Below are 23,788 nucleotides of genomic sequence, written 5' to 3'. Positions count from 1 at the left end.
CGCCGGGAGGTACACGGCGCTCACCCCACCAGGGGCAGCAGCACCCGCGCGATCACCCGGTCCGGGGCCGACGACCACGTCGAGTCCGTCGCCCCCGCCTCCCACACGAGGTTCTCCAGCACGCGCACGCAGGTCCACGCGGCGGCGCGCCCGCGATCCAGCCCTTCGCCGGCGCGCAGCACGTCGAACCGGTGCAGCACCCGCCGCTCCAGCCGACCTCGGGAGCCACCACGCTCGCCACCGGGTGCCCCATCCCGCACGGCCCCTTCCCGCGCGGCACCGCCTCGCACGAGGTCGTCCCACCGGTTGTGCAGCGGAGCCAGCAGCTCGTAGCCGGGGTCGCCGACGAGAGGCTTGGGGTCGATCGCCAGCCAGGAGCCGCGCTCCGGCTCCCTGGACGCCAGCACGTTCGCGCAGTGCAGGTCCCAGTGGAGCAACGTCTCGCCGGCAGCGTCCCCGGCCAGCTCGCGCCCGACGGCGGCGCACCGGTCGAGCAGGTCGTTCCCCTCGGCGTCGCGCAGCGTGCCGCGGGCGGCGTCGGCCCGCTCCAGCAGCGAGGCGAGCACGTCGTCGAGCCGTCGCAGACCGTCCGGCGCAGGGTGGCGGTGCAGGTGGGCGAGCAGCTCGGCGATCACCTCGGTCGCGGTGACGTCGTCGGGCACGTCGGCCAGCGACCGGTCGTCGAGGCGCTCGAGGAGCATCGCGCCGGTGTCCGGGTCGTGCTCCAGCAGCCGCACCGCGCCGTCGCCGGCCCAGGCGCGCAGAGCGGTCGGCTCGCCGGCCGTCTCGGCGTCGAGGGGCTGCAGCTTGAGCGTGGCCGGGGTGCCGTCGGAACGCCGGACGGGCAGGATCCACGCGACCCCGCCGTGCGTCGTCGGGCCGTCGGGAGCGAGCCGCCACTCCTCGGTGAACCGGGCGGCCAGCGCGGGTGCGGCAGCGTCCCAGGCGGTGCCGGCGTCGCCGTAGAAGGTCAGGTGCGACGCCCGCAGCGCTGCGGGGACGGACGACCAGGGGCTCACAGGCCGATGCGGCCGTCCACGCACTCGCGCAGCAGGTCGGCGTGCCCCATGTGGCGCGCGTACTCCTCGACCATGTGGATGACGACGTCGCGGACCTCGACGGTGCCGCCGTCGAACGGGACCTCCCGGTCGAGGTCCTCGTCGACCATGTGCTCGTCGGCGGCGTCGACGGCCGCGTGCCACGCCTGCCACGCCTCGACGACGCACTCGTCGGTGCCGATGGCGTCGTCGAAGTCGACGTCGTCCGCACCGGCGATCTCGAAGGGACCGAGCTCGTTGGTGCCCCGCAGCACCCGGGTGAACCAGTGGTGCTCCACGTTGGCCAGGTGCCGCACCAGGCCGAGCAGCGACAGGGTCGAGGGGACGACGCTACGGCGAGCGAGCTGTTCGGCGTCGAGGCCGTCGCACTTCATGACCAGGGTCATGCGGTACCGGCAGAGGTATTCCCAGAGGGTCTCCTTCTCGCCGATCGGATCGACCCCGGTGGTGCGCGGATCCTTCTCGGGGGCGACCCACATGCCCGTTGTCATCGTCACTCGCATAATCTCGCCGTCGGGCGCCTGCCAGGTCAAGGTCAAGAAGGCAACGATCTGGACAAGGTCGGCGCGCCGCGCGGTAGCCTTCCCGATCATGAGGCAGCCCCCCGCCCCCGGCGACGTGTTCGGGCACGTCGCCGACGGTGCGGACGTGCGGGCCGACGTGCCCTCCGAGGCTCCCGCCGCGGGAGCGTCCACCGACCGACCTGTGTGGGCGCCCAGGGCGTTCGCCGTCGACGTCCCGGCGCTCGACGACGTCCTCGACGGGACGGTCGACGTCGCGGGCACGTTCCGCGACAAGCCCACCCGGCGCACCAAGGGGCGCAAGAAGTCCCCGGGGTCCAAGAAGTCCCCGGGGTCTCCGGGGTCCCGGGGATCCCAGGGGTCCGCGGGAGCGCAGCGCCCGCAACCCCGGCCGGACGGCTCCGCGACGCCGTCGCCCTTCGACGTGCTCACCACGCCTCGCCCCGACCAGGGCCGCGGCCCCGGTGCGGGCTCCGATCCCTTCCCGGACCTCGGCGCCGGCGCCGGCCCCGGCCCCGTCCCTGGCACCGGCCCGGACCCGCTCCCCGACGCCGGCTCCGACGCGCCGAGCCGCCGGGAGCGGCGCCCCACCTCGCGACCCGACGTCCAGCAGTGGGTGGGGGAGAACGGCCGCCGGGCCGTCGGCCTGGCACGACGCCGTCCCACCGGGGTGTTCGCCCGCCGCGGCACGCTGGTGGCGGCGGCCGGGGTGGCGCTCGTCGCGGGGGTCGGTGCGGGGGCCGGCCTGGACGCGGTGGGCGGTGGCGACCCGTCGGCGACGGTCACGGCGGCCGCGGTGTCGCCGGCGGCGTGCTCCGAGGCCCAGGTGTCGTGGGCCCGGGCGGCGGCCGCGCAGGTGCGCATGGACCTGGCGTCGCCCGAGACGCTCCGCAAGGGGTTCGTCGGGGCCGAGGAGGCGCTGGCGTCCTCGACGCCGCCGGCGCCCGTCGCCCAGGACTGGCAGATCGTCCTGGCGTACGTCACGGCGATGGCCGACGCCGTCGCCGACGTGGAGGAGGACGGCGTCGAGCCCGCGGTCGTCACCGCGCTGGCGTCCCTCGACACGGACGAGATGACGGCGGCGTCGCAACGCGTCACGGCCTATCTCGGCGACAACTGCGCGCTCTGAGCGGTGCGTCCGGTTCGTCCGGTTCGCCGCGTGAGAACGGTCACGGGTCGGGGTGGCAGATTTCCGCCTGCCTGCGTCCTGGGCCACCATGGTGTGATGCCGACCTCTGCCCTGCGTACCCGACGAGCCCTGGTGAGGACCGTCGCCGTGCTGGTCCCGGCGCTGGTCCTGGGCGCCTGCAGCTCCGACGCGGACCCGGCGCCCGCGCCGTCCGAGCCCGTGCCCGGCATCTCCATCGACTCGAACCTGACGGTGGGCGGCGGTGACGTGCCCTCGCCGTCCACGTCCCTGAGCGCGGAGTGCGCCGAGCTGCAGCAGGCGTGGGCCGAGACCAACCGTGCTCTCGCAGGCATCGACGAGGAGCGTCCGCGCCTGCTGGTGGCGGGGTTCCGGGAGGCGTACCGGTCCCTGTCGTCCGCGGAGGCGCCGGAGGGTCACGGCTTCGACGGGATGGAGACGTACCTGAAGACGGCCGTCGACGCGCTGGCGGACGTGGACGCGGACGACGCCGACGAGGTCGCCTCGGTGCTCACGCTGACGTTCACCGACGTGGACACGACGCGCGCCGCGGCCGCGCACGCGCAGGTGACCGCCTACCTCGACGACGGGTGCCGCGGATGACCTCCGCGCCGCCCCCGGCGGGCGACGTCGCCGGCCTGCGGTCGGCGTTGCACGACTCGGGCTTCACGGTCGACGGCGTCGAGGACCTCCTGGGGCCGGTCGCCTCGGCGGCGCTGCACCGCGAGCAGCCGCTGCCGGCCCGTCGGGTCACGGCCGCGGCGGGCAGCGACCCGCGCGCGACGCTCACCGAGCTCTTCCTCCTGGGCGGCCAGGTGCGCCGGGCGGCGCTCGACGCCGCCCTGCCGGGGGTGGGTGCCGCCGGTGCGGCAGCGCTCGGCCTGGTGGACGTGGCCGGGGCGGGGGACGACGACGCCGTCCGTGCCGTCGTCGACCTGCGGCCGTACGCGGCGACGGACGCCCGTGGCCCGGTCCAGTGGTGGTTGTCCAGCGACCTGGGCGAGGCGGTGACGGCCGGGCGGCTGGCGACCGACCACGTGCTCGGCGCGGGGGGAGCCTCGACGACGCTCGCCCAGGTGACGGTGCGTACCCCGGTCGGGCGGGTGCTCGACCTCGGCACGGGGTGCGGCATCCAGGCGCTGCACGCCGCGCGGCACGCCGACGCTGTCGTCGCCACGGACATCTCGCGACGCGCGCTGGGCTTCGCCCGGTTCAACGCCGAGCTCAACGCCCCGCGGGCGCACGTCGACCTGCGCCACGGTTCGATGCTGGAGCCCGTCGCGGACGACCGGTTCGACCTGGTGGTGTCCAACCCGCCGTTCGTCATCACCCCGCACGCGGGGGCGGCGGGTGCCGCCGTCTCCGAGGCGCTGGGGGAGTTCGAGTACCGCGACGGAGGCCGGTCGGGCGACGACCTGGTGCGCGACCTGGTCACCGGTGTCGGGGAGGTGCTCGCCCCCGGAGGTGTGGCGCAGCTGCTCGGCAACTGGGAGCACCGCCGTGGTGAGGACTGGACCGAGCGGGTCGGCTCCTGGCTCGACGCCTCCGGGCTGGACGGCTGGGTGATCCAGCGCGAGCTGCTCGATCCCGCGGAGTACGCCGAGACGTGGATCCGTGACGGGGGCACGACGGCGGACCGGGACCCGGCGGCGTGGGCGGCGGCCTACGGCGCCTGGCTGGACGACTTCGCGAGCCGTGACGTGGAGGCGATCGGGTTCGGCATCGTCACCCTGCGTCGCCCGGGTGGCGGTGCGTCCGACGGCGCGGCCTCCTCCCACCCGGCGCTGCGGCGTCTGGAGGACCACCACGGCGCGGTGCGCCAGCCGCTCGGCGCGCACCTCGCCGCCTCCCTCGCCGCGTACGACTGGCTGACGGCCCGCGACGACGCCGCCCTCGGCGCCGAGCGGCTCGTGCGGGCCGACGACGTCTCCGAGGAGCGCTACCTCACGCCCGGCGCGAGCGACCCGAACGTCGTCGTCGTGCGTCAGGGCGACGGGCTGGGCCGCGGCGTGCACGCCTCGACGGGCCTGGCGGCGTTCGTCGGGGTGTGCGACGGCGAGCTGACCGTCGCGCAGATCGTGGGGGCGCTGGGTGCTCTGCTGGGCGTCGGTGCCGACGATCTCGCGGCCGAGCTGCTGCCCGCGGTGCGCGGGCTCGTCCGGGACGGTTTCCTCAGTCCTGCGTGAGGTACTGGTGGGCCCAGGCGCTGATGATGCGTCCGGCCCGCTGGGCCTGACCCTGCCGTGTGAGCAGGTGGTCGGAGCCCTCCAGCGACACGAAGCTGCGGGGGTGGCGGGCGGCGCGGAAGATCTCGCTGGCGTTGTCGATGCCGACGGTGTTGTCCGTGGGCGAGTGCATCACGAGCAGCGGCAGCCCGAGCTGGGGGATCCGGTGCGCGAGGTCGGCGGCGCGCACGTCCTCGACCATGCCGCGCTTGAGGTTGAGGCGCTTGCCACCGACCTGCCAGACGGCGTTGCCCTCGGCGAGGACCTCGTCGACCAGGTCGTCGTAGTGGTGCTCGGCGTGGCTCGGGTCGAACGGCGCACACACGGTCGCGACGGCGCGGGCGCCCGGGATGGCCGGAGCGGCGGCGATGGCGGCCGCCCCGCCCCAGGAGTGCCCGGCCACGAGCTCGACGGGGGTCCCGCGGTCGGCCATGAGCTCCGCGGCGAGCACGGTGTCGGCCACCTTGACCGTGAACGACCCGTCGCCCCAGTCGCCCTCGGAGTCGCCGAGCCCGAGGTTGTCGTAGCGCAGCATCCCGATGCCCTCGGCGGCGAGCTGCTTGCATATCCGGGCGGCGGCGGGGGAGTCCTTGCCGAGGGTGAACCCGTGCACGAACACTCCCCAGCCCCGCACCTCGCCCTCGGGGACGTCGACCAGCCCCGCGAGCTTCGATCCCGTGCTGCCCGTGAAGGTCACTCGTTCGGCCATGTCCTCGTCCTCTCGATCGGTCTGACACCGTTGTCGCACGATCGATGTTTCGCCCGCATGTCGTCCCGGGCGCCGGACGCCCTGTCGCCATCGTGCCGCACGCCCGGGGCCCTGTCGCTCGAGGCGGTGGCCCGGTACGGTTCCGGGGATGCCTCGTCGCGTGGAACGTTCGTCCGGGTTGCGGCAGGTCGGTGCGCTGCTGACCGCGCTGTCCTCCGGTGCCGCCCTGGTGGGCGTGCTGGTCGTGGTCGCGCCCGACGTCGCGCAGCTCCCGGTCGCGCAGGGCGAGGGCGCGCAGCTCATCGCGGCGTGGCGGTACGACGACGACGTCGCCGCGGAACCGGGTGGCGGGGTGGACGAGCTGGCCGCAGCGGCGGCAGCGGCCGCCGACGGTGCGTCGCCGGACGGCACGGACGGCCAGGGCGGGGACGGCGGGGCCGATCGGCCCACGGACGAGGGCGCCACGGACGAGGGCGCCACGGACGACGAGGCTGCCGAGGAGGAGCCGGCCCAGGACGCGAAGGACGAGCCCGCGAAGGACGAGCCCGCGGACGACGGACCCCGCGACGCCGACGAGCCGGCCGACGAGCCCGCCGACGAGCCGGCGTCCGACGACGACACCGCGGACGCCGGCGGCGCCGACGAGCAGGCCGAGGAGCCCGCCGAGGAGCCCGCCACCGACTCGGACCAGGGCTCGTCCGGCGCCGTCCTCGCCCTGGTCAACTCCGAGCGTGCCCAGGCCGGGTGCGGCGCGCTGAGGGCGGACCCGGCGCTGGACGGGCTCGGCGCCGCGCACTCGGCGGACATGCGCGACCGCGGCTACTTCTCGCACACGGACCCGGACGGCCGCACGCCGTGGGACCGGGCGGAGTCCGCGGGCGTGGCCGGCGTGGCGGCGGAGAACATCGCCCGGGGTCAGCCCGACGCGGCGGCCGTGGTCGCGGCGTGGATGGAGAGCCCGGGGCACCGGGCGAACATCCTCGACTGCTCGCTGACGAGGCACGGCCTGGGCCGGGCGGGCGGGTCGGGCGGCCCCTGGTGGACGCAGGTGTTCGGCCGCTGACGGGGGGCGCCGACGTCAGCCGATGATGACGGCACCCTCGGGGTGGCGGACGACGCGGGTGCGTTCCCGCAGCGCGAGCCCCGTGCCGAGGGTGATCGGCCCGAGCCGACCCAGGAACATGAGCACCACGAGGACGAGCTGGTGCCAGGGCTCGAGGTCCGCGGTGATCCCGGTGGACAGGCCGGTCGTGGAGAACGCGGACACGACCTCGAAGAGCACCCGGTCCAGCGGGACGACGGTCGGCGGCACGGTGACGGTGATCGCCAGGGTGGCCACGATGACGAGCGCCACGCCGCTCAGCGCCACGGTGAGGGCCTGGCGGAGGGTGGAGGGCATGAGTCGCCGGTCGAACACGGTGACGTCGCGGTCGCCGCGCAGCTCGGACCAGATGATGAACGCCAGGATCGCGAACGTGCCGACCTTGACGCCGCCGGCGGTGCCCGCGGACCCGCCGCCGATGAACATCAGCACGTCGGAGAAGAACCAGGTGCCGTGGTTCATCTCGGAGGTGTCCACGGAGTTGAAGCCGGCGGTGCGGGTCATCACGGAGTGCGTGAACGAGGCGAGGAGCTTGCCGGGCACGTCGAGCGGTCCCATGGTGCGGGGGTTGGCCCACTCGACGGCGAGCACGAACAGCGTCCCGGCGGCGAGCAGGATCCCGGTGGTGGCGATGGTCAGACGGGTGTGGATGCTCCAGCGGGAGAAGGTGCGCAGCGGGTGCGGGCGGTCCTTGTTGCGGCGGCTGCGGGCGAGCCGCCACAGCTCGATCATCACGGGGAAGCCGAGGCCCCCGACGATGACGGCGAAGCAGATGGGCAGGCACATCCACGGGTCGGCGACGAACCGCACCAGGGAGTCGGAGTAGATGGAGAAGCCCGCGTTGTTGAACGACGACACCGAGTGGAACGCGCCGGACCACAGGGCGTGGCCGAGGCCCTCGCCGTAGCCGACGACGAGCCGGGCGGCCAGCCACAGGGCCAGCACGCCTTCGGCGACGAGGGTGATCCACAGCGTGCCGAGCATGACGCGCTTGACGTCGCCGAGGCTGATGGAGTGGGTGGACTCGGCGGCGACGAGCCGGCTGCGCAGGCCGAGGCGGCGGCTCAGCACCAGGCCGAGCAGCGAGGCGACGGTCATGACGCCGAACCCGCCCACCTGGATCAGTGCGAGGATGACGGCCTGGCCGAACGGGGTCCAGAACGTCTGCGTGTCGACGACGGCGAGCCCGGTCACGCAGGTGGCCGACGTGGCGGTGAACAGCGCCTCGACGAGGCTCGCCCGCCGCCCGGTCGCCGACACGGGCAGCAGGAGCAGCAGCGTCCCGGCCGCGATGGTCGCCAGGAACCCGAGGGTGACGATCTGGGCGGGACGACGGCGCAGGCTCGCCGGGGAGGGGCGCTGACCTGCGCGGCGGCGTGGACCGGGAAGTGGCACGAGATCAGAGTGTGACACCGAGTGGCGCCCCGCGCGCTGACGGGCCCCGCGTGTCCCGGGTGCGCGTCGTAGGGTCGGGGTCGACGACGACTGCGACGGAGGACCGATCGTGACCGGTATCGAGCTGAGCACCTGGGGGCAGGCGGGGGTCCGCCTGGAGCGTGACGGCGCGCGCCTCGCGATCGACCCCGGTGCCCTCACGGACCCGCAGGTGCTGGACGGCGCGGCGGCGGTGCTGATCACGCACGAGCACCCCGACCACGTGGTCCCCGAGCGGCTGGCGGCCACGCTGGAGGCCCGCGCGGACCTGCGAGCGTGGGCGCCGGAGCCGGTGGTGGAGGCGTTGCGGTCGGCGGGCGCCCCGGCCGACCGCCTGCACGCGGTGTCGTCCGGGCAGGAGTTCTCGGCCGGCGGGTTCGCGGTGCGGGCACTGGGCGGCAGCCACGCGGTCATCCATCCGGCGCTGCCCGTCCCGGCGAACCTCGCCTACCTCGTCGAGGGCGTGGTGCTGCACCCGGGCGACTCGTACACCCCGGCGCCCGACGGCGTCGACGTGGACGTCCTCGCGCTGCCGGTGGGCGGCCCGTGGGTGAAGGTCTCCGAGGCCGTGGACTACGCCGTCGCCGTGGCCCCGCGCGTCGTGGTGCCGATCCACGACGCGGTCCTGTCGGACGCCGGCAAGGGTGCGGCCGACCGGATCGCCGGCGGGCTGGTGGACCGGCTGCTGGAGTCCGGGACGTACCGGCGACTGGCGCCGGGCGAGGTGCTCACCGTCGTCGGCTGACCTCAGCCGACGGCTGCGGCCAGCCGCATCGTCGCGAGGGTCAGGCTGCGGGAGTGGTTCGTCAGCACGACGACGGCGTCGCCGCGGTCGGGCCGCAGGACCAGGGCGGACCGGAAGCCTCCGGTGCCGCCGCTGTGCCACAGCAGCCGGTCCTTCCCGGCGGGTCGTTCGTCGCCGCGCCAGGTGCGCTGCCAGGCCAGCCCGATGTGCGGGGCGTGCTCCGCGACGGCGAGCCGCAGGGCTGCACCGAGCTCGCCGTCGGGCGGGCGCAGGTGGGCGTCGGCCCAGCCGAGCTGGTCCCCCGCCGTGGACAGCAGCGCTCCCGCGCCCGGGAGCGCGTCGAGGTTCCAGTCGGGCGCGGGCGTGCGACGCCGGTGGTACCCGACGGCGGTGCGGGCGACCTGGTCCGGCGTCGCCGCGCCGCGGGTGCCGGTGTCCGCCAGGCCGAGCGGCACCGTGAGGCGCTCGCGGACGACGTCGGCCCACGGGGCTCCCGCGCGACGGGCCAGGGCGATGCCCAGCAGCCCGAAGCCGCTGTTGGAGTAGGCCTGCCGCCCGGTGCCGGGGGTGCGGCCCAGCCGCCCGGCCCGGATCGCCTGCAGCAGTCCCGCCTCGGTGTGGTCCCGGTAGGGGTCGACGCCGCGCAGCACGTCGAGGGTGCTGCCCAGCGTCGAGAGGTGGGCCCGGGGCAGGCCGGAGGTGTGGGTGGCCAGGTGACGCAGCGTGACGAGGACGCCGTCGCGCCCGAGCCCGGCGACCTCGTCGACGAGGTCGCCCACGGGCGTGTCGAGCGAGACGTCGCCCGTGACGACGGCGCGTGCGAGGAGAGCCCCGGTGAACGTCTTGGTGATCGAGGCGATCTCGAACCGCGTGGCGGCGTCCGGGGCGGCGCCGTCGGGCGGGGTGAGGCGCCCCGCACCACGGAACGTCGTCGTGCCGTCGGGGGCGAGGTGGCCGGCGACGACGCCGACGCGGCGTCGCGCAGCATGGTCGGCGAAGCGGGTGAGCAGGACGTCCACGTCGCTCATGGGGCCTCAGTCCAGGGGAGGGTCGCCGAGGTCGGGCGCCACGACGTGGTCGATGCCGCCGAGGACGGCGGTGAGGATCGCCTCGATGGCGAAGGTGGTGGACTCGGGCAGGGAGACGGCCTGGGGGTCGAGGAGCCACTGGTTCTGCAGGCCGTCCATGACGCCGATGACGGCGCTGGCGGCCTGGTCGGCGTCGCTGCCGGTCAGGGTCACGCCGCGTTCCTCGGCGACGGCGAGCAGGGCTCGGTGGATCTCGCCGCGCAGCACCTCGAAGCGTTCGCGCACCCGTTCGGCGGCGGGGTGCCCGTCGGTGACGGCCTCGCCGGTGAGGACGGCGTAGGCCTGCACGATGCCGCGCCGGTCGGCGTTCATCCGGGCGGTGCGCAGGAGGTGGCGGAAGAGCTCGCTGCCGCCGGGGATGTGCTGGCCCTCGAGGTGCTCGACGTCGATGCGGTCGCGGTACTCCAGCACCTCCCAGAGCAGCTTGTCCTTGCTCCCGAAGTGGTGCAGCACACCGGCGTGCGTGATCCCGACCTGCTCGGCGACGTCGGCGAGCGATCCCGCGTGGTACCCCTTCGAACCGAAGACGCGGGTGGCTGCCGCGAGGATCTCCTCGCGGCGTTCTGCCCGGGGTACCCGGCGGGCCCGGGGTGTGGGTGGGGCGTTGGTCATGACGTCACCATACTGTGATCTGCGCTACTTACTAACCTGTCAGTAACTGTGGTTCACTGTGACCCGACGCACAGCCGCGCCAGACAGGAGACCCCCGCGTGTCAACGCCGACCGCTTCACCCACCACCGCCGTCGAGACCGCCCTCGACGCCCTCGTGGCGACCCTCACCCGGCAGGAGAAGGCCGGGCTCGTCGTCGGCGCCGACCTGTGGAGCACCCGCGGGCTCGGCCGCATCGGGCTCGACCCCGTCGTCATGTCCGACGGCCCCGTCGGCGTCCGCGACCCCTTCGGCGGCGGCTCGTCCGCGATGCTGCCCGCCCCCTCCGCCCTCGCCGCCACCTGGGACCCGGCGCTCGCGGCCCGCACCGGCGACCTCTTCGCCGCAGAGGCCCGCCGTCACGGCGTCCACCTCGTGCTCGCCCCGCAGGTCAACCTCCAGCGCACCCCCGTCGGCGGGCGCCACTTCGAGTGCTACAGCGAGGACCCGCACCTCACGGCCGAGATCGCCGTCGCGCTCGTCACCGCGGCCCAGGACGCCGGCACCGGCATGTGCGTCAAGCACTACGTCGCCAACGACTCCGAGACCGACCGCACCCGCTACCTCGCCCGCGTCGACGCCCGCACGCTGCGCGAGGTCTACCTCGCCCCGTTCGAGCGGCTCGTCGCCGCCGGGGCCTGGAGCGTCATGGGTGCCTACAGCGGCATCGACGACGGCCAGACCGCGGCCCCCGCCCTCGAGCACCGCGCGCTGCTCACCGGCGTCCTCAAGGAGGAGTGGGGCTTCGACGGGCTCGTCGTGTCCGACTGGGTCGCCACGCAGAGCGTGGTCCCCGCCGTGCGCGGCGGGCTCGACCTGCAGATGCCCGGCCCCGACGGCGCCTGGGGCGACGGCCTGCTCGACGCGCTCGACGTCGGTGAGATCGTCGACGCCGACCTCGACGACAAGGTGCGCCGCCTCCTGCGGCTCGCCCACCGGCTCGGCGTGCTCGACCTGCCCGGGACGCCGGCGGACGGGGACGCCGCGACGCCCCGGACCACGTGGGCCCCCGCCGCGCGGGAACGTCACCTGCGCGAGCTCGCCGCGCGGTCCGCCGTCGTGCTCAAGGACGACGCGGCGCTGCTGCCGCTGCCCGGCACGCAGGAGGACGCCCCCCTGCGGGTCGCGCTGCTCGGCGCGAGCGCCGTCGAGCCGTTCTTCCAGGGCGGCGGGTCCTCGCTGGTCACCCCGGACCGGTTGTCCTACCCCGCGGACGCCCTCACCGAGGCGCTGCCCGTCGGGTCGCACCTCGACGTCGTGGGCGGGTCGCGGGCGCTGCGCAACCCGCCCGCCCTCGACGTGGCCCGCTGCACCGACCCCGTCACCGGCTGCCCGGGCGTGCGCGTCGAGATCCTCGACGCCGCCGGGCGGGTCCGCCGCGCGCACACCACCGCGCAGTGGGACGGCTGGTACCAGGACCTCGGGCCCGACGACGCCGTGCTGCGGCTGCGCGCCCGCGTGCGCCTCGACGAGCACGGCACCCACGAGCTCGGGGTCGGCACCGTCGGCGTGCACCGCGTCACGGTGGACGGCGAGGTCGTCGCCACCGGGGACGTCGTCGCGACCGAGGACGTCATCCTCGCCTCCAAGCACAACCATCCGGTGGCGACCACCGTCGACGTCACCACCGGCGAGGCCGAGCTCGTCGCCGACCTGCAGGTCGTCCACCCCGTCGGGTACGACCGGTTCGTGCGCGCCCAGCTCGTGCACCGGCTGCCCGGTGCCGCCCCGGCCGAGGACCTCGCCGCCGCCGAGGCGGCCGCCCGCGCCGCCGACGTCGCCGTCGTCGTCGTCGGGACCACCCACGAGGTCGAGTCCGAGGGCTTCGACCGCACCGACCTTCACCTGCCCGGCAACCAGGACGAGCTGGTCCGGCGCGTCGTCGCGGCCAACCCGCGCACCGTCGTCGTCGTCAACGCCGGCGCCCCCGTGCTGCTGCCCTGGCTCGACGACGTGCCCACCGTCGTGTGGGGCTGGCTGCCCGGCCAGGAGGCCGGCGGCGCGCTGGCCGACGTCCTGACCGGCGTCACCGAACCCTCCGGACGCCTGCCCTGGACGCTTCCCGCCCGCGCCGACGACGTCCCGGTGCCGCACGCGGTGCCCGTCGACGGCGTCGTCGACTACGTCGAAGGGCTCGACGTCGGCTACCGGGCCTGGCAGCGGCGGATCGCCGCGACCGGTGGCCCCGTCCCGGCGGCGCCGTTCGGCCACGGGCTCGGCTGGACCACCTGGCGGTACGACGACGTCCGGGTCGTGCGCGAGGCGACGTCCGACGCCGGTCCCGTCCTGCGGGTCGAGCTCACCAACACCGGCGAGCGCCGCGGACGCGAGGTCGTGCAGGTCTACCTGGAGCCGGACGACGCCGTGCTCGCCGCCGACCCGCAGCGACCCGTCAGCCAGCTGGCCGCCTTCGCCGTCGTCGACGCCGATCCCGGTTCCGTCGTCACGGTCGACGTCCCCGTCCCCGCCCGCGCCCTGCAGGTGTGGGACGTCACGACCCGCCGCTGGTCCGTGCCGCCCGGCACCTACCGGCTGCGCGCCGGCCGATCCGCCGCCGACCTGCGAGGAGGCGTCGAGATCACCGTCGAGCACTGACGCTTCCCCGACCCCACCACACACCGACTCACCGCAGAGACCAGACCCGGCCACGACGGCCGACACGTGCAAGGAGGCACACGATGAGGAACAACAGGCTCATCACGACGGCGGCAGGCGCCGCCCTCGTGACGCTGCTCGCCGCAGGATGCAGCGGCGGATCGACCGGCGAGACCGGGTCGACCGAGGAGGCGGCCGCCACCGGCGCCGTCCTGACCGTCGGCATGCCGAACGGCACCCAGACGGAGAACCAGTCGCCGTTCGCCACCGGTTCGGCGGCGCTCTCCCTCGGCTACGCGTTCGTGATCTACGAGCCGCTGATGATGCTCAACGACGCGATGCCCTCCGAGGAGCCCGCCCCCTGGCTGGCCGACTCGATCGAGTGGAACGACGACTACACGCAGGCCGTCATCACGCCGCACGAGGGCATCACCTGGTCCGACGGCGAGGCCTTCGACGCCGAGGACATCGCCTTCTCCATCCAGCTCCGCCAGGACTTCGAGGGTCTCAACACCTCGGCGCTGCCGATCGAGTCCGTGGAGTCCGACGGCGCGACCGTCACGGTGTCGTTCGGCGCCCCGCAGTTCGTCAACCAGGCCAAGCTCGCCGACATGCTCATCGTGCCGGAGCACCTGTGGAAGGACGTCGAGGACCCGACGACGTTCACCAACACCGAGCCGGTCGGCACCGGCCCGTACACGCTCGACTCGTGGACCCCGCAGGCCGCCACCCTCGTGGCCCGCGACGACTACTGGGGAGGCGACCTCGCCGTCCCCGAGCTGCGCTACTCGTCGTACAACGACAACAACGCCCTGACGACCGCCCTGACCACGGGCGAGGCGCAGTGGGGCTGGACGTTCATCGCGGACTACGAGAACGTCTACATCGCCGCCGACCCGGACCACCACCACCAGTACGCCGCCGCCGGTCTGGGCGTCGACGCGCTCTTCCTCAACAACACCGAGAAGCCGTTCGACGACGTGGCCTTCCGCCGGGCGCTCAACATGGCCGTCGACCGCGCGGAGATCACCCAGATCGCGACCTCCGGCGTCAACCCGCCGCTGACGAGCGTCACCGGTCTGCCGCTGCCCGCCGGCGAGGACTTCGTGTCCGCGGAGTACGCCGGTCAGGAGTACGCCGTCGACGTCGAGGGCGCCAAGCAGCTCCTCACCGACGCCGGGTACACGGGGGTGGGGGAGGCCCTGGTCGACCCCGACGGGGAGCCCGTCTCGTTCGAGCTCACCAACCCGGCCGGCTGGAACGACTACCTGACGGCGCTGGACCTCATCAAGAACGCCGCCGCCGAGCTCGGCGCCGAGGCCACCGTCCAGCCGGCGAACGCCGACGGCTGGTTCGCGGACATCATCCCGCCCGGGAACTTCGACGCCACCCTGCACTGGACCGACGGCGGTGCCACCCCGTGGGACCTCTACTCCAACATCATGGACGGCGCCCAGTACGCGCCGGTCGGCGAGCCGGCCACGTGGAACTTCGGCCGGTACCAGAACGACGACGTGACCGAGGCCCTGGCCACGTACGCGTCCACCACCGACGACGCCGAGCGGACCGAGGCGCTCGCCACCGTCCAGCACGGGTTCGTCGAGGACGTGCCCGCCATCGCGATCTGGGCACGCCCCGCGACCGCCCAGTACTCGACCGCCAACTACGAGGGCTGGCCGTCCGAGGAGGACCCGTACAACCAGCCGCAGCCGACCGGGTCGCAGGCCGTGCAGATCCTGCTCAACCTCACCCCGACGACCGAGTGACCCGCCGCACCGGGACCGGCCGGCCGACCCTGACGGCCGGCCGGTCCCGGTGCGACACCGCACCTCCCGACGTCCACCCCCGACCCCAGGTGACCGCATGAGAACCCCAGCCCTCGGGGCACCCCCTCCCTCGCCGTCGAGCACCGCCGAGCCGGTGCTGCGCACCACCGGCCTGACCAAGCACTTCGACGTGCGCGGGCGCCGCGGCGCCGTCGTGCACGCCGTCGACGGCGTCGACCTGACCCTGCACCGCGGGGAGGTCGTCGCGCTCGTCGGCGAGTCCGGCTCCGGGAAGTCCACCATCGCGCGGCTGCTCGCCCAGCTGATGACCCGCACCGCGGGGGACCTCGAGCTGCACGGCCAGGACGCCACCGTGCGCGGACGTCGCGCCTTCCGTGCCTACGTGCGACGCGTCCAGATGATCTTCCAGGACCCCTTCGGGTCCCTGAACCCCGTGCACACGGTGCGGTACACGCTGGACCGCAGCGTGCGCATCCACCAGGGCAGGCTGCGCGGCGCCGAGCTCGACCGGGCCGTGCACCGCCTGCTGGAACGGGTCCACCTCACGCCCACGGCGCGGTACGTCGACAAGTTCCCCCACGAGCTGTCCGGCGGGCAGCGTCAGCGGGTGGCGATCGCCCGTGCGCTCGCCGCCGACCCGGAGGTGCTGCTCGCCGACGAGCCGATCTCGATGCTCGACGTGTCCATCCGGCTCGGCATCCTCAACCTGCTGCAGGACCTGCGCGACCGCCTCGACATCGCGATCCTGTACATCACCCACGACATCGCCTCCGCGCGCTACTTCGCCGACCGCACGGCCGTGATGTACGCCGGGCGCATCGTGGAGGAGGGTGACAGCGAGTCCGTCACCCAGGTGCCGAAGCACCCCTACACCCAGCTGCTCATCGGGTCCGCACCCGACCCGGACGACCTGTCCGCGCGGGCGCACGGCGCCCGCGGCGAGGCCCCGAGCCTCGTGGACCCGCCGTCCGGCTGCCGCTTCAACCCTCGCTGCCCGTTCGCCACCGACCTGTGCCGCACCGAGACGCCCGAGCTCGTCCAGGTCGGCGGCCAGCGGGTGGCGTGCTGGGGCTACGCCGACCGTCCCGACCGCCCCGTCCTCGGCGACGTGCTCGACGTGTTCGGCGAGCGACCCGACCAGGGAGGTGCCCGATGAGGTTCGCCGTCCGCCGCACGATCTTCTACCTGTTCACCGCGTGGGCCGCGGTGACGATCAACTTCTTCATCCCGCGGATGATGCCCGGCGACCCCGTGACCGCCCTGATGGGCCGGATGCAGGGCCGGATCGACTCCAGCGCCGAGGAGTCGATCCGGGTGCTCTTCGGGCTCGACACCACGTCCTCGCTGTGGGAGCAGTACGTCGACTACTGGGGTCTGCTGCTGCACGGCGACCTCGGGCTGTCGTTCACGTTCTTCCCGACGCCGGTCGCCGACATCGTGCGCCAGGCGCTGCCGTGGACGATCGGCCTGGTCGGCATCGCCACGATCATCGCGTTCACGCTCGGCACGGGCATCGGCACCGCCATCGGCTGGCGCCGGGGCACCTGGGCCGACGCGCTGCTGCCGATCACCACGTTCTTCTCCGCCGTGCCGTACTTCTGGCTGGGCCTCATCGCGATCACCGTGTTCTCCGTGACGCTCGGCTGGTTCCCGTCCAGCGGGTCCTACGACCGCGGGCTGGTGCCGACCTGGTCGTGGGAGTTCGTGGGGTCGGTGATCTACTACGGGTTCCTGCCGGCCCTGACGGTCGTGCTGTCGTCCATCGCGGGCTGGATCCTCGGGATGCGGAACATGATGGTGACCGTCTCCAGCGAGGACTACGTCACGGTCGCGCACGCCAAGGGGCTCAGCGACCGTGCGGTGACCGTCGGGTACGCCGCCCGCAACGCCATCCTGCCGCAGGTCTCCAGCTTCGCGCTGTCCCTGGGGTTCGTGGTCGGCGGCACCCTCATCATGGAGATGGTCTTCTCCTACCAGGGCATCGGCTACACGCTCTTCCAGGCGGTCAACACCCAGGACTACCCGCTCATGCAGGGCTGCTTCCTGGTCATCACGTTGTCCGTGCTGGCCGCCAACATCGTCGCCGACTTCGCGTACGCGGCACTCGACCCGCGCACCCGCCAGGAGGGCTGAGCCATGGCCGCAGACACCAGCCTCACCGAGTCGCTGCCGCAGACCACGGTCGAGCACGACCAGGACAACCCGCGCAAGCGCAAGAAGTTCCTGTTCCTGCGCAACACCAAGGCGCTGACCGGGCTGGCGATCCTCGCGTTCTTCGGGATCCTGGCGCTCGTGGGTCCGTGGATCGCGCCGTTCGACCCGAGCCAGGTCTCGCCCGACCTGCTGCAGCCGCCCAGCACCACGCACTGGCTCGGCACCGACCACACCGGCCGCGACATCCTGTCGCAGATCATCGTGGGCACCCGCGGGGTGCTCGTGGTGGGCCTCATCGCCGGGGTGTCGGCCACGGTGCTCGGCGTGATCATCGGCGTCACCGCCGGATTCATCGGCGGTGCCGGGGACGAGGCGCTGTCGGCGGTGTCGAACGTGTTCCTCGTGATCCCCCAGCTGCCGCTGATCATCATCATCGCGGGCCAGCTGCCCACCGCCGGCGGTGTCACGGTGGCGCTGGTCATCGGGGTCACCGGCTGGGCGTGGGGCGCGCGGGTGCTGCGCGCCCAGACGCTGTCGCTGCGCAAGCGCGACTTCGTGGAGGCGGCGCGGGCCAACGGGGAGCGCACGTGGCGGCTCGTCCTGGCGGAGGTGCTGCCGAACCTCACGGCCATCATCGCCGCTGGGTTCGTCGGCACGGTCACCTTCGCGGTGATGTCCCAGGTGACGCTGGCGTTCATCGGCATCACGCCCGTGTCCGACTGGAACTGGGGGACGATCCTGTTCTGGGCGCAGAACAACCTCGCGCTGCAGCGCGGCGCCTGGTGGTGGTTCGTGCCCGCCGGGCTGTGCATCGCCCTGCTGGGCATGGCCCTGACCCTGATCAACTTCGGCATCGACGAGTTCGTGAACCCGCGCCTGCGCAGCACGGGGATGAACGCCCGGACGCTGCGCCGCCGGCGCATCCGCCCGCGCGTCGGGTTCACGCCCGTCGTCCGTGAGAGGTCCGGCGCCGCCGCGGCGACCGGACGGGACAAGGAGGACAGCCGTGGCTGAGCCCGTGCTCGAGATCCGTGACCTGCACGTCGACTACGGGTTCGACGACGACCCGACGCACGTGCTGCGCGGCGTCGACCTCACCCTGCACCGCGGGGAGGTGCTCGGCATCGCGGGAGAGTCCGGGTGCGGCAAGTCGACGCTCGCGTACGCGGCGACCCGGCTGCTGCCGCCGCCCGGCCTCATCACCGGAGGGGAGGTGTTCCTCACCGACCGCGAGGGCCGCCGCCGGGACATCCTCTCGCTGGGCGACGCCGAGCTGCGCTCCGCCCGCTGGCGCGACGTGGCCATCGTGTTCCAGGGGGCGATGAACTCCCTCAACCCGGTGTTCCGGGTGGGTCGGCAGATCGCCGACGCGATCATGGCCCACCGCCCCGGCGTGCGGCGCGCCGAGGCGTGGGAGCAGGCCGCCGATCTCCTGGAGACGGTCGGGATCTCCGCCGACCGGGTGCGCGACTACCCGCACCAGCTCTCCGGGGGCATGCGCCAGCGCGTCATGATCGCGATGGCGCTCGCGCTGGAGCCGCAGGTGCTCTTCATGGACGAGCCGACCACCGCGCTCGACGTCGTGATGCAGCGCCAGATCCTCGAGCAGATCTCCGAGCTGCGGGACCGCCTCGGCTTCTCCGTCGTGTTCATCACCCACGACGTGTCGCTGCTGGTCGAGATCGCCGACCGGATCGCCGTGATGTACGCGGGCGAGATCGTCGAGGAGGCCGTCGCCGGGGACGTGTACCGCCGTCCGCGGCACCCGTACTCCCAGGGCCTGCTGGGCTCCTTCCCTCCCCTGCACGGCCCGCGCCGGGAGCTCACGGGGATCCCGGGCACCCCGCCGGACCTGTCGGCCCTGCCCCCGGGCTGCCCGTACGCGGCGCGCTGCCCGCACGCGATGGACGTCTGCCGCGAGGTGCGGCCCGCCCTGACGCCGACGGCTGCGGGGGAGCCGGCCCGCTCGGTGGCCTGCCACCTGCACACCGAGGACGTCCGGCTCCCGGAGTCGCTGGCCGTCTGAGCGGGGCCGTCCGAACGGGGTCGTCCGAGCAGGGCGGCGGCCGGGCCGCGGGCTCCCGCGGGATTGCACCAGGCGTCCACGGAGGCACCACATCAGGTGGATAGGCTGACCTGGATGAACGTCGACACCCGCGAGCAGCCTTCCGCGGCCCGGCCGGGGGGCGACCCCGGGGGGCCCGACGGCGTCGTGCCCGTCGCCCGGTTGACGCCGCCCCCGCCCCCGCGGGTGCGCACGGGCGCGCACGTCGTCGCGGGCGTCGTCGCCCTGCTCGCCGTCGTCGCCCTCTGGCTCACCTACCGGGTCTTCGTCACCACGACGGCGGGTCAGCACGTCGACGAGCTCGCCCTCGAAGGGGCCGAGCACGGCCAGAACTCGCTGTGGCAGGTCGCCGAACCCGTGCTCGACGTCGTCTCGGTGACGTTCGTGGTCCTCGGCGTCGGGGCGGCCATCGCCGTCGCCCTGGTACGACGACGGTGGATCCTGGCGCTGCAGGTCGCCGTCCTCGTGGGCGGCGCCAACCTCACCACCCAGGTGCTCAAGCACTACGTGCTGGACCGGCCCGACCTGCTGTCCGGCTGGAACGGACCCAACACCCTGCCGAGCGGGCACACGACGGTGGCCGCGTCGGTGTCGGTGGCGCTCCTGCTCGCCACGCCGCGCGCCTGGCGGCCGGTGGTGGCGCTGCTCGGTGGCGCCTACACGGCGGCGACCGGCGTCTCGGTGCTGATCGGGCAGTGGCACCGGCCCTCGGACGTGGTGGCCGCGCTGTTCGTCGTCCTCGCCTGGGGCGCGCTCGTCTGCGCGCTCACGCCGGCGAGCTCGCTCGACCTGGCGCCCCGACGTCACCGGGCGGCGTCGGGGGTCGCCAGACCCGGTGCGTTCGCGACGCCCGGGTCCTCGGTGGTCGCCGGTCTGCTGCTCCTGGGGGCCGCCGTCGCCGGCGGGCTCTCGGCGGCCGCCGTGGTCCGGCTGACCGGAGACGGGACCACCGGGGTGCCGTCGGACGTGGCCGCGTACGCCGCGGGGTCCCTGGCGGTGCTGGGGGCGACCGCGGTGACGTTCGCGCTGCTGCTCCTGCTGCGTCAGTCGACGGCGCGGCCGCGCGCCTGAGCGTCCGGCTCGCTCCTTCGGGGGAGCAGGTCCTCCAGGGTCGCCGTCCACGTGGTCCGAGATCGCCGAGGCCGGCGACGGTACCGCGGTGTGGACGCCGTCACGGGTCTTCGTGGCGGGTGACCTCGTCGTGCACGACGACGTGACGTACGTCGCGTGGTGGTGGACCCGCAACCAGGTCCCCGGCGCCTCGGCGTGGGGTCCGTGGGGGCTGCTCGCCTGAACCGGGGCGGGGTCGTGGACGGCGGCGCGCCGACCGCGCCGCTCGTGGGTAGAGTGCCGCCGTCGCGTCCGGTGTCGTACCGTGACATGACTGCCGTACCGGCGAAGCCCCCATCGAAAGCAGGAACGGATGCCCCAGGCCCGCAAGCTCGTGATCGTCGAGTCGCCCACCAAGGCTCGCAAGATCCAGGGCTACCTCGGCGACGACTACGTCGTGGAGGCCAGCGTGGGGCACATCCGCGACCTCCCGCAGCCGTCGGACCTGCCGGCGGAGATGAAGAAGGGCGCGTTCGGCAAGTTCGCCGTCGACGTCGACAACGGGTTCGCGCCGTACTACGAGGTGTACGCCGACAAGAAGGCGAAGGTCCGTGAGCTGAAGAGCCTGCTCAAGGACGCCGACGAGCTCTTCCTCGCCACGGACGAGGACCGCGAGGGCGAGGCCATCGCGTGGCACCTCATCGAGGCGCTGAAGCCGAAGGTGCCGGTCCGTCGCATGGTCTTCCACGAGATCACGCGCGAGGCGATCGGTCGCGCGCTGGAGAGCACCCGCGAGCTCGACTCCGACCTGGTCGACGCCCAGGAGACCCGTCGCATCCTGGACCGCCTCTACGGCTACGAGGTGTCCCCGGTGCTGTGGCGCAAGGTCCGCCAGGGGCTGTCGGCCGGGCGGGTGCAGTCCGTGGCGACGCGCCTGGTCGTGGAGCGCGAGCGGGAGCGCATGGCGTTCGTCGCCGCGGACTACTGGGACGTCACCGGTTCGTTCGCCCCGACCGGCGGCGACGACGCCGGTCAGCTCTTCGCCGCCCGTCTCACCGGCCTCGGCGGAGAGCGGGTGGCGTCGGGCCGTGACTTCGACGACCTCGGCCGGCTCAAGGTGCGCACCGGCGTCGTCCACCTGGACGAGGCGGCCGCGACCGCCGTCGTCGCGGGCCTGGACGACGCGGCGTTCGCCGTCCGCTCCCTGGAGACGAAGCCGTACTCGCGCAAGCCCGCGGCGCCGTTCACGACGTCGACCCTGCAGCAGGAGGCCTCGCGCAAGCTGCGCATGGCGTCGCGTGCCACGATGCGTACCGCGCAGGCGCTGTACGAGAACGGCTACATCACCTACATGCGGACGGACTCGCCGGCGCTGTCCAGCGAGGCGACGGACGCCGCCCGGCGCCAGGCCGCCGAGCTGTACGGTCCCGAGTACGTGCCGGGTGCGCCCCGCCTGTACTCCTCGAAGAACAAGGGCGCCCAGGAGGCGCACGAGGCGATCCGCCCCGCGGGGGACTCGTTCCGCACTCCCGCGCAGGTCGCCAAGGAGATCTCGGGCGACCAGTTCAAGCTCTACGAGCTCATCTGGAAGCGCACCGTCGCCTCGCAGATGGCGGACGCCAAGGGGTCGACGGCGTCGGTGCGGCTCGGCGCCCGCCTCGGCTCGGGTGCGGGGGAGCGCGCCGGGTCCGACGCCGTGTTCTCGGCGTCCGGCACGGTCATCACGTTCCGCGGGTTCCTCGCCGCCTACGAGGAGTCGACGGACGTGGAGGCGCCCGAGGGTGCTGCGGCGTCCGGGGCGAAGGAGTCGCGGCTGCCGCGCATGGCCGAGGGTGACGTGCTGGCCGGCACGGACCTGAGCGCCGAGGGTCACTCGACCTCGCCGCCCGCCCGTTACACCGAGGCCTCCCTGGTCAAGGCGCTGGAGGAGCGGGGGATCGGCCGCCCGTCGACGTACGCGGCGACGATCTCCACCATCCAGGACCGCGGCTACGTGCGGACCAAGGGTCAGGCGATGATCCCCACGTGGCTGGCGTTCGCCGTCACCAAGCTCCTCGAGGACCACTTCACGTGGCTCGTGGACTACGACTTCACGGCCGAGATGGAGGCCGACCTCGACGAGATCGCCGCGGGCGACCGCGAGCGCGTGGCGTGGCTGACGCGGTTCTACTTCGGCGACGGGTCGGGCGAGACTGCCGGCTGGGGCCTGCGCGACCTGGTGACCGACCTGGGCGAGATCGACCCGGTGGCGATCAACTCGGTGGCGATCGGTGAGGGGCTGCGGGTGCGGGTGGGCCGGTACGGCCCCTACCTGGAGGACCTCGCGGCCGAACCGGACGCGGAGGGCAAGGCGCCGCGCGCGTCCGTGCCGGACGACGTCGCACCGGACGAGCTCACCGTCGCCAAGGCGCGCGAGCTGCTCGCCGCGGGCGCGGACGACGGGCGGGTGCTGGGCGTCGACCCGGAGTCCGGCAACGAGATCGTGGCGAAGAACGGCCGCTACGGCCCGTACGTCACCGAGGTGCTGGATCTGCCGGAGATCGACCCGAGCCTGTCGGCGGCCGCGAAGAAGAAGGCGAAGGCCGCGCAGCCGAAGCCTCGCACGGGCTCGCTGTTCAAGTCGATGGCGCTGGACTCGGTCACGCTGGACGACGCCCTGCAGCTGCTGTCGCTGCCGCGCGTGGTGGGCACTGACCCGGAGTCGGGCACGGAGATCACGGCGCAGAACGGCCGCTACGGCCCGTACCTGAAGAAGGGCACCGACTCGCGCACGATCGCGAGCGAGGAGCAGCTGTTCACCATCACGCTGGACGAGGCGCTGAAGATCTACGCCGAGCCGAAGCGTCGTGGCCGGGCGGCTGCGGCGCCGCCGCTGCGCGAGCTGGGCGACGACCCGAACAGCGGCAAGCCGATCGTGGTCAAGGACGGCCGGTTCGGTGCGTACGTGACCGACGGCGAGACGAACCGGACGCTGCCGCGCGACCTCACGCCGGAGTCGATCACCCCCGACCGGGCGATCGAGCTGCTGGCGGAGAAGCGCGCGCAGGGGCCGAAGAAGCGCACCACGCGCGCCTCGACGGCGAAGAAGCCCGCCGCGAAGAAGGCGCCCGCGAAGCGGAGCACCACGAAGAAGTAGCGACCCGGCGCTGTGCCCGTGCGGTGCGAGGCGCTGCGCGTCAGGACTCGGGGCCGGCCCGACGCTCGACGACGTACGGGTGCCCGTCCGCGCGGGTGACGACCTGCAGGGAGTCGCGCAGGGCGGCCTCGCGCGCGAGGTCCTCGGCGCTCGGCGGGACCGGGGGCGTGCGGCGGATCGACGCCGGCCCGAAGATCGGCAGGAACGTCTCGGTGAGCCGCATGCCCCAGGTGCGGTCGTCGCCGGGCCGACGGCGGAACAGGCCCATCGCGTTCATCCCCCTGGTCCGTGCTCGACGGGGCACTACTGCTTGGTGCCCCAA

General features: G+C 73.9%; 21 protein-coding genes. 14 read left to right on the top strand and 7 right to left on the bottom strand.

Annotated features, from left to right (window positions below):
• Positions 1–20 precede the first annotated feature (20 nt).
• Positions 21–1,019, bottom strand: a complete 999-nt coding sequence (locus ACNHYB_RS09195) for an aminoglycoside phosphotransferase family protein (RefSeq protein WP_418275047.1) — start codon at positions 1,017–1,019, stop codon at positions 21–23.
• On the bottom strand, positions 1,016–1,549 hold the full coding sequence (locus ACNHYB_RS09190; protein WP_418278023.1) for a DinB family protein: 534 nt from the start codon (positions 1,547–1,549) through the stop codon (positions 1,016–1,018). The genes ACNHYB_RS09195 and ACNHYB_RS09190 overlap by 4 nt, the downstream gene beginning before the upstream one ends.
• Before the next feature lie 100 nt (positions 1,550–1,649).
• Here ACNHYB_RS09190 and ACNHYB_RS09185 point away from each other — a divergent pair, with 100 nt between their 5' ends.
• From ACNHYB_RS09185 to ACNHYB_RS09175, 3 genes are all read left to right on the top strand, one after another.
• On the top strand, positions 1,650–2,708 hold the full coding sequence (locus tag ACNHYB_RS09185) for a hypothetical protein (RefSeq protein WP_418275046.1): 1,059 nt from the start codon (positions 1,650–1,652) through the stop codon (positions 2,706–2,708).
• 96 nt (positions 2,709–2,804) lie between these two features.
• The gene (locus ACNHYB_RS09180; RefSeq protein ID WP_418275045.1) at positions 2,805–3,329 is read left to right on the top strand and encodes a hypothetical protein; all 525 of its coding nucleotides are present in this window, start codon (positions 2,805–2,807) and stop codon (positions 3,327–3,329) included.
• Complete coding sequence (locus ACNHYB_RS09175) at positions 3,326–4,912, top strand: DUF7059 domain-containing protein (protein WP_418275044.1); 1,587 nt, start codon at positions 3,326–3,328, stop codon at positions 4,910–4,912. Before ACNHYB_RS09180 ends, ACNHYB_RS09175 begins: the two co-directional genes overlap by 4 nt.
• Here the strand turns inward: ACNHYB_RS09175 and ACNHYB_RS09170 are convergent.
• The gene (locus ACNHYB_RS09170; protein ID WP_418275043.1) at positions 4,899–5,660 is read right to left on the bottom strand and encodes an alpha/beta hydrolase family protein; all 762 of its coding nucleotides are present in this window, start codon (positions 5,658–5,660) and stop codon (positions 4,899–4,901) included. The two genes, ACNHYB_RS09175 and ACNHYB_RS09170, sit on opposite strands and share 14 nt — an antisense overlap.
• 148 nt (positions 5,661–5,808) lie before the next feature.
• On the opposite strand from ACNHYB_RS09170, the gene ACNHYB_RS09165 reads away from it, so the two are divergent.
• Positions 5,809–6,723, top strand: a complete 915-nt coding sequence (locus ACNHYB_RS09165; protein ID WP_418275042.1) for a CAP domain-containing protein — start codon at positions 5,809–5,811, stop codon at positions 6,721–6,723.
• A gap of 15 nt (positions 6,724–6,738) precedes the next feature.
• Here ACNHYB_RS09165 and ACNHYB_RS09160 read toward each other — a convergent pair whose 3' ends face one another.
• Positions 6,739–8,157, bottom strand: coding sequence for a TrkH family potassium uptake protein (locus tag ACNHYB_RS09160; RefSeq protein WP_418275041.1), 1,419 nt, complete (start codon positions 8,155–8,157; stop codon positions 6,739–6,741).
• A 109-nt stretch (positions 8,158–8,266) separates the two neighbouring features.
• On the opposite strand from ACNHYB_RS09160, the gene ACNHYB_RS09155 reads away from it, so the two are divergent.
• Entirely contained in the window at positions 8,267–8,941 is a 675-nt protein-coding gene (locus tag ACNHYB_RS09155; protein WP_418275040.1) for an MBL fold metallo-hydrolase, read from the top strand.
• A 2-nt stretch (positions 8,942–8,943) separates the two neighbouring features.
• Here ACNHYB_RS09155 and ACNHYB_RS09150 read toward each other — a convergent pair whose 3' ends face one another.
• Positions 8,944–9,969, bottom strand: coding sequence for a serine hydrolase domain-containing protein (locus ACNHYB_RS09150; protein ID WP_418275039.1), 1,026 nt, complete (start codon positions 9,967–9,969; stop codon positions 8,944–8,946).
• Between the two features lie 6 nt (positions 9,970–9,975).
• Complete coding sequence (locus ACNHYB_RS09145) at positions 9,976–10,641, bottom strand: TetR/AcrR family transcriptional regulator (protein WP_418275038.1); 666 nt, start codon at positions 10,639–10,641, stop codon at positions 9,976–9,978.
• A gap of 98 nt (positions 10,642–10,739) precedes the next feature.
• Between ACNHYB_RS09145 and ACNHYB_RS09140 the strand changes: the two genes are divergently transcribed.
• The 9 genes from ACNHYB_RS09140 to topA all read left to right on the top strand — a co-directional run bounded on the left by ACNHYB_RS09140 (position 10,740) and on the right by topA (position 23,466).
• Entirely contained in the window at positions 10,740–13,274 is a 2,535-nt protein-coding gene (locus tag ACNHYB_RS09140; protein ID WP_418275037.1) for a beta-glucosidase family protein, read from the top strand.
• 83 nt (positions 13,275–13,357) lie between these two features.
• Complete coding sequence (locus ACNHYB_RS09135; RefSeq protein ID WP_418275036.1) at positions 13,358–15,040, top strand: ABC transporter substrate-binding protein; 1,683 nt, start codon at positions 13,358–13,360, stop codon at positions 15,038–15,040.
• Positions 15,041–15,137: 97 nt separating this feature from the next.
• The gene (locus ACNHYB_RS09130; RefSeq protein ID WP_418275035.1) at positions 15,138–16,217 is read left to right on the top strand and encodes an ABC transporter ATP-binding protein; all 1,080 of its coding nucleotides are present in this window, start codon (positions 15,138–15,140) and stop codon (positions 16,215–16,217) included.
• On the top strand, positions 16,214–17,194 hold the full coding sequence (locus ACNHYB_RS09125; RefSeq protein WP_418275034.1) for an ABC transporter permease: 981 nt from the start codon (positions 16,214–16,216) through the stop codon (positions 17,192–17,194). Before ACNHYB_RS09130 ends, ACNHYB_RS09125 begins: the two co-directional genes overlap by 4 nt.
• Positions 17,195–17,197: 3 nt before the next feature.
• The gene (locus ACNHYB_RS09120; protein WP_418275033.1) at positions 17,198–18,229 is read left to right on the top strand and encodes an ABC transporter permease; all 1,032 of its coding nucleotides are present in this window, start codon (positions 17,198–17,200) and stop codon (positions 18,227–18,229) included.
• Positions 18,222–19,241, top strand: a complete 1,020-nt coding sequence (locus tag ACNHYB_RS09115; protein WP_418275032.1) for an ABC transporter ATP-binding protein — start codon at positions 18,222–18,224, stop codon at positions 19,239–19,241. Before ACNHYB_RS09120 ends, ACNHYB_RS09115 begins: the two co-directional genes overlap by 8 nt.
• Positions 19,242–19,355: 114 nt before the next feature.
• Complete coding sequence (locus ACNHYB_RS09110) at positions 19,356–20,351, top strand: phosphatase PAP2 family protein (protein ID WP_418275031.1); 996 nt, start codon at positions 19,356–19,358, stop codon at positions 20,349–20,351.
• A gap of 88 nt (positions 20,352–20,439) precedes the next feature.
• Positions 20,440–20,574: a carbohydrate-binding protein gene (locus ACNHYB_RS09105; protein WP_418275030.1), complete on the top strand. Its 135-nt coding sequence runs from the start codon at positions 20,440–20,442 to the stop codon at positions 20,572–20,574.
• Between the two features lie 129 nt (positions 20,575–20,703).
• On the top strand, positions 20,704–23,466 hold the full coding sequence (gene topA, locus ACNHYB_RS09100; RefSeq protein WP_418275029.1) for a type I DNA topoisomerase: 2,763 nt from the start codon (positions 20,704–20,706) through the stop codon (positions 23,464–23,466).
• Positions 23,467–23,506: 40 nt separating this feature from the next.
• Here the strand turns inward: topA and ACNHYB_RS09095 are convergent, their stop codons facing one another.
• Positions 23,507–23,743: a hypothetical protein gene (locus ACNHYB_RS09095; protein ID WP_418275028.1), complete on the bottom strand. Its 237-nt coding sequence runs from the start codon at positions 23,741–23,743 to the stop codon at positions 23,507–23,509.
• Positions 23,744–23,788: the final 45 nt, after the last annotated feature.

Origin of the sequence: Isoptericola jiangsuensis, assembly GCF_048320105.1 — a bacterium.
In the GTDB taxonomy this organism is placed as follows: Bacteria; Actinomycetota; Actinomycetes; order Actinomycetales; family Cellulomonadaceae; genus Isoptericola; species Isoptericola jiangsuensis_A.
This window is presented reverse-complemented; position numbering and strand designations above follow the sequence as displayed.

What these genes read in the sequence shown, in the direction of transcription:
- ACNHYB_RS09170 (WP_418275043.1), bottom strand. Translation starts at nt 5,660, where the DNA reads ATGGCCGAACGAGTGACCTTCACGGGCAGCACGGGATCGAAGCTCGCG.
- ACNHYB_RS09165 (WP_418275042.1), top strand. Translation starts at nt 5,809, where the DNA reads ATGCCTCGTCGCGTGGAACGTTCGTCCGGGTTGCGGCAGGTCGGTGCG.
- ACNHYB_RS09110 (WP_418275031.1), top strand. Translation starts at nt 19,356, where the DNA reads ATGAACGTCGACACCCGCGAGCAGCCTTCCGCGGCCCGGCCGGGGGGC.
- ACNHYB_RS09145 (WP_418275038.1), bottom strand. Translation starts at nt 10,641, where the DNA reads ATGACCAACGCCCCACCCACACCCCGGGCCCGCCGGGTACCCCGGGCA.
- ACNHYB_RS09130 (WP_418275035.1), top strand. Translation starts at nt 15,138, where the DNA reads ATGAGAACCCCAGCCCTCGGGGCACCCCCTCCCTCGCCGTCGAGCACC.
- ACNHYB_RS09150 (WP_418275039.1), bottom strand. Translation starts at nt 9,969, where the DNA reads ATGAGCGACGTGGACGTCCTGCTCACCCGCTTCGCCGACCATGCTGCG.
- ACNHYB_RS09095 (WP_418275028.1), bottom strand. Translation starts at nt 23,743, where the DNA reads ATGAACGCGATGGGCCTGTTCCGCCGTCGGCCCGGCGACGACCGCACC.
- ACNHYB_RS09185 (WP_418275046.1), top strand. Translation starts at nt 1,650, where the DNA reads ATGAGGCAGCCCCCCGCCCCCGGCGACGTGTTCGGGCACGTCGCCGAC.
- topA (WP_418275029.1), top strand. Translation starts at nt 20,704, where the DNA reads ATGCCCCAGGCCCGCAAGCTCGTGATCGTCGAGTCGCCCACCAAGGCT.
- ACNHYB_RS09190 (WP_418278023.1), bottom strand. Translation starts at nt 1,549, where the DNA reads ATGACAACGGGCATGTGGGTCGCCCCCGAGAAGGATCCGCGCACCACC.
- ACNHYB_RS09135 (WP_418275036.1), top strand. Translation starts at nt 13,358, where the DNA reads ATGAGGAACAACAGGCTCATCACGACGGCGGCAGGCGCCGCCCTCGTG.
- ACNHYB_RS09180 (WP_418275045.1), top strand. Translation starts at nt 2,805, where the DNA reads ATGCCGACCTCTGCCCTGCGTACCCGACGAGCCCTGGTGAGGACCGTC.
- ACNHYB_RS09125 (WP_418275034.1), top strand. Translation starts at nt 16,214, where the DNA reads ATGAGGTTCGCCGTCCGCCGCACGATCTTCTACCTGTTCACCGCGTGG.
- ACNHYB_RS09120 (WP_418275033.1), top strand. Translation starts at nt 17,198, where the DNA reads ATGGCCGCAGACACCAGCCTCACCGAGTCGCTGCCGCAGACCACGGTC.
- ACNHYB_RS09175 (WP_418275044.1), top strand. Translation starts at nt 3,326, where the DNA reads ATGACCTCCGCGCCGCCCCCGGCGGGCGACGTCGCCGGCCTGCGGTCG.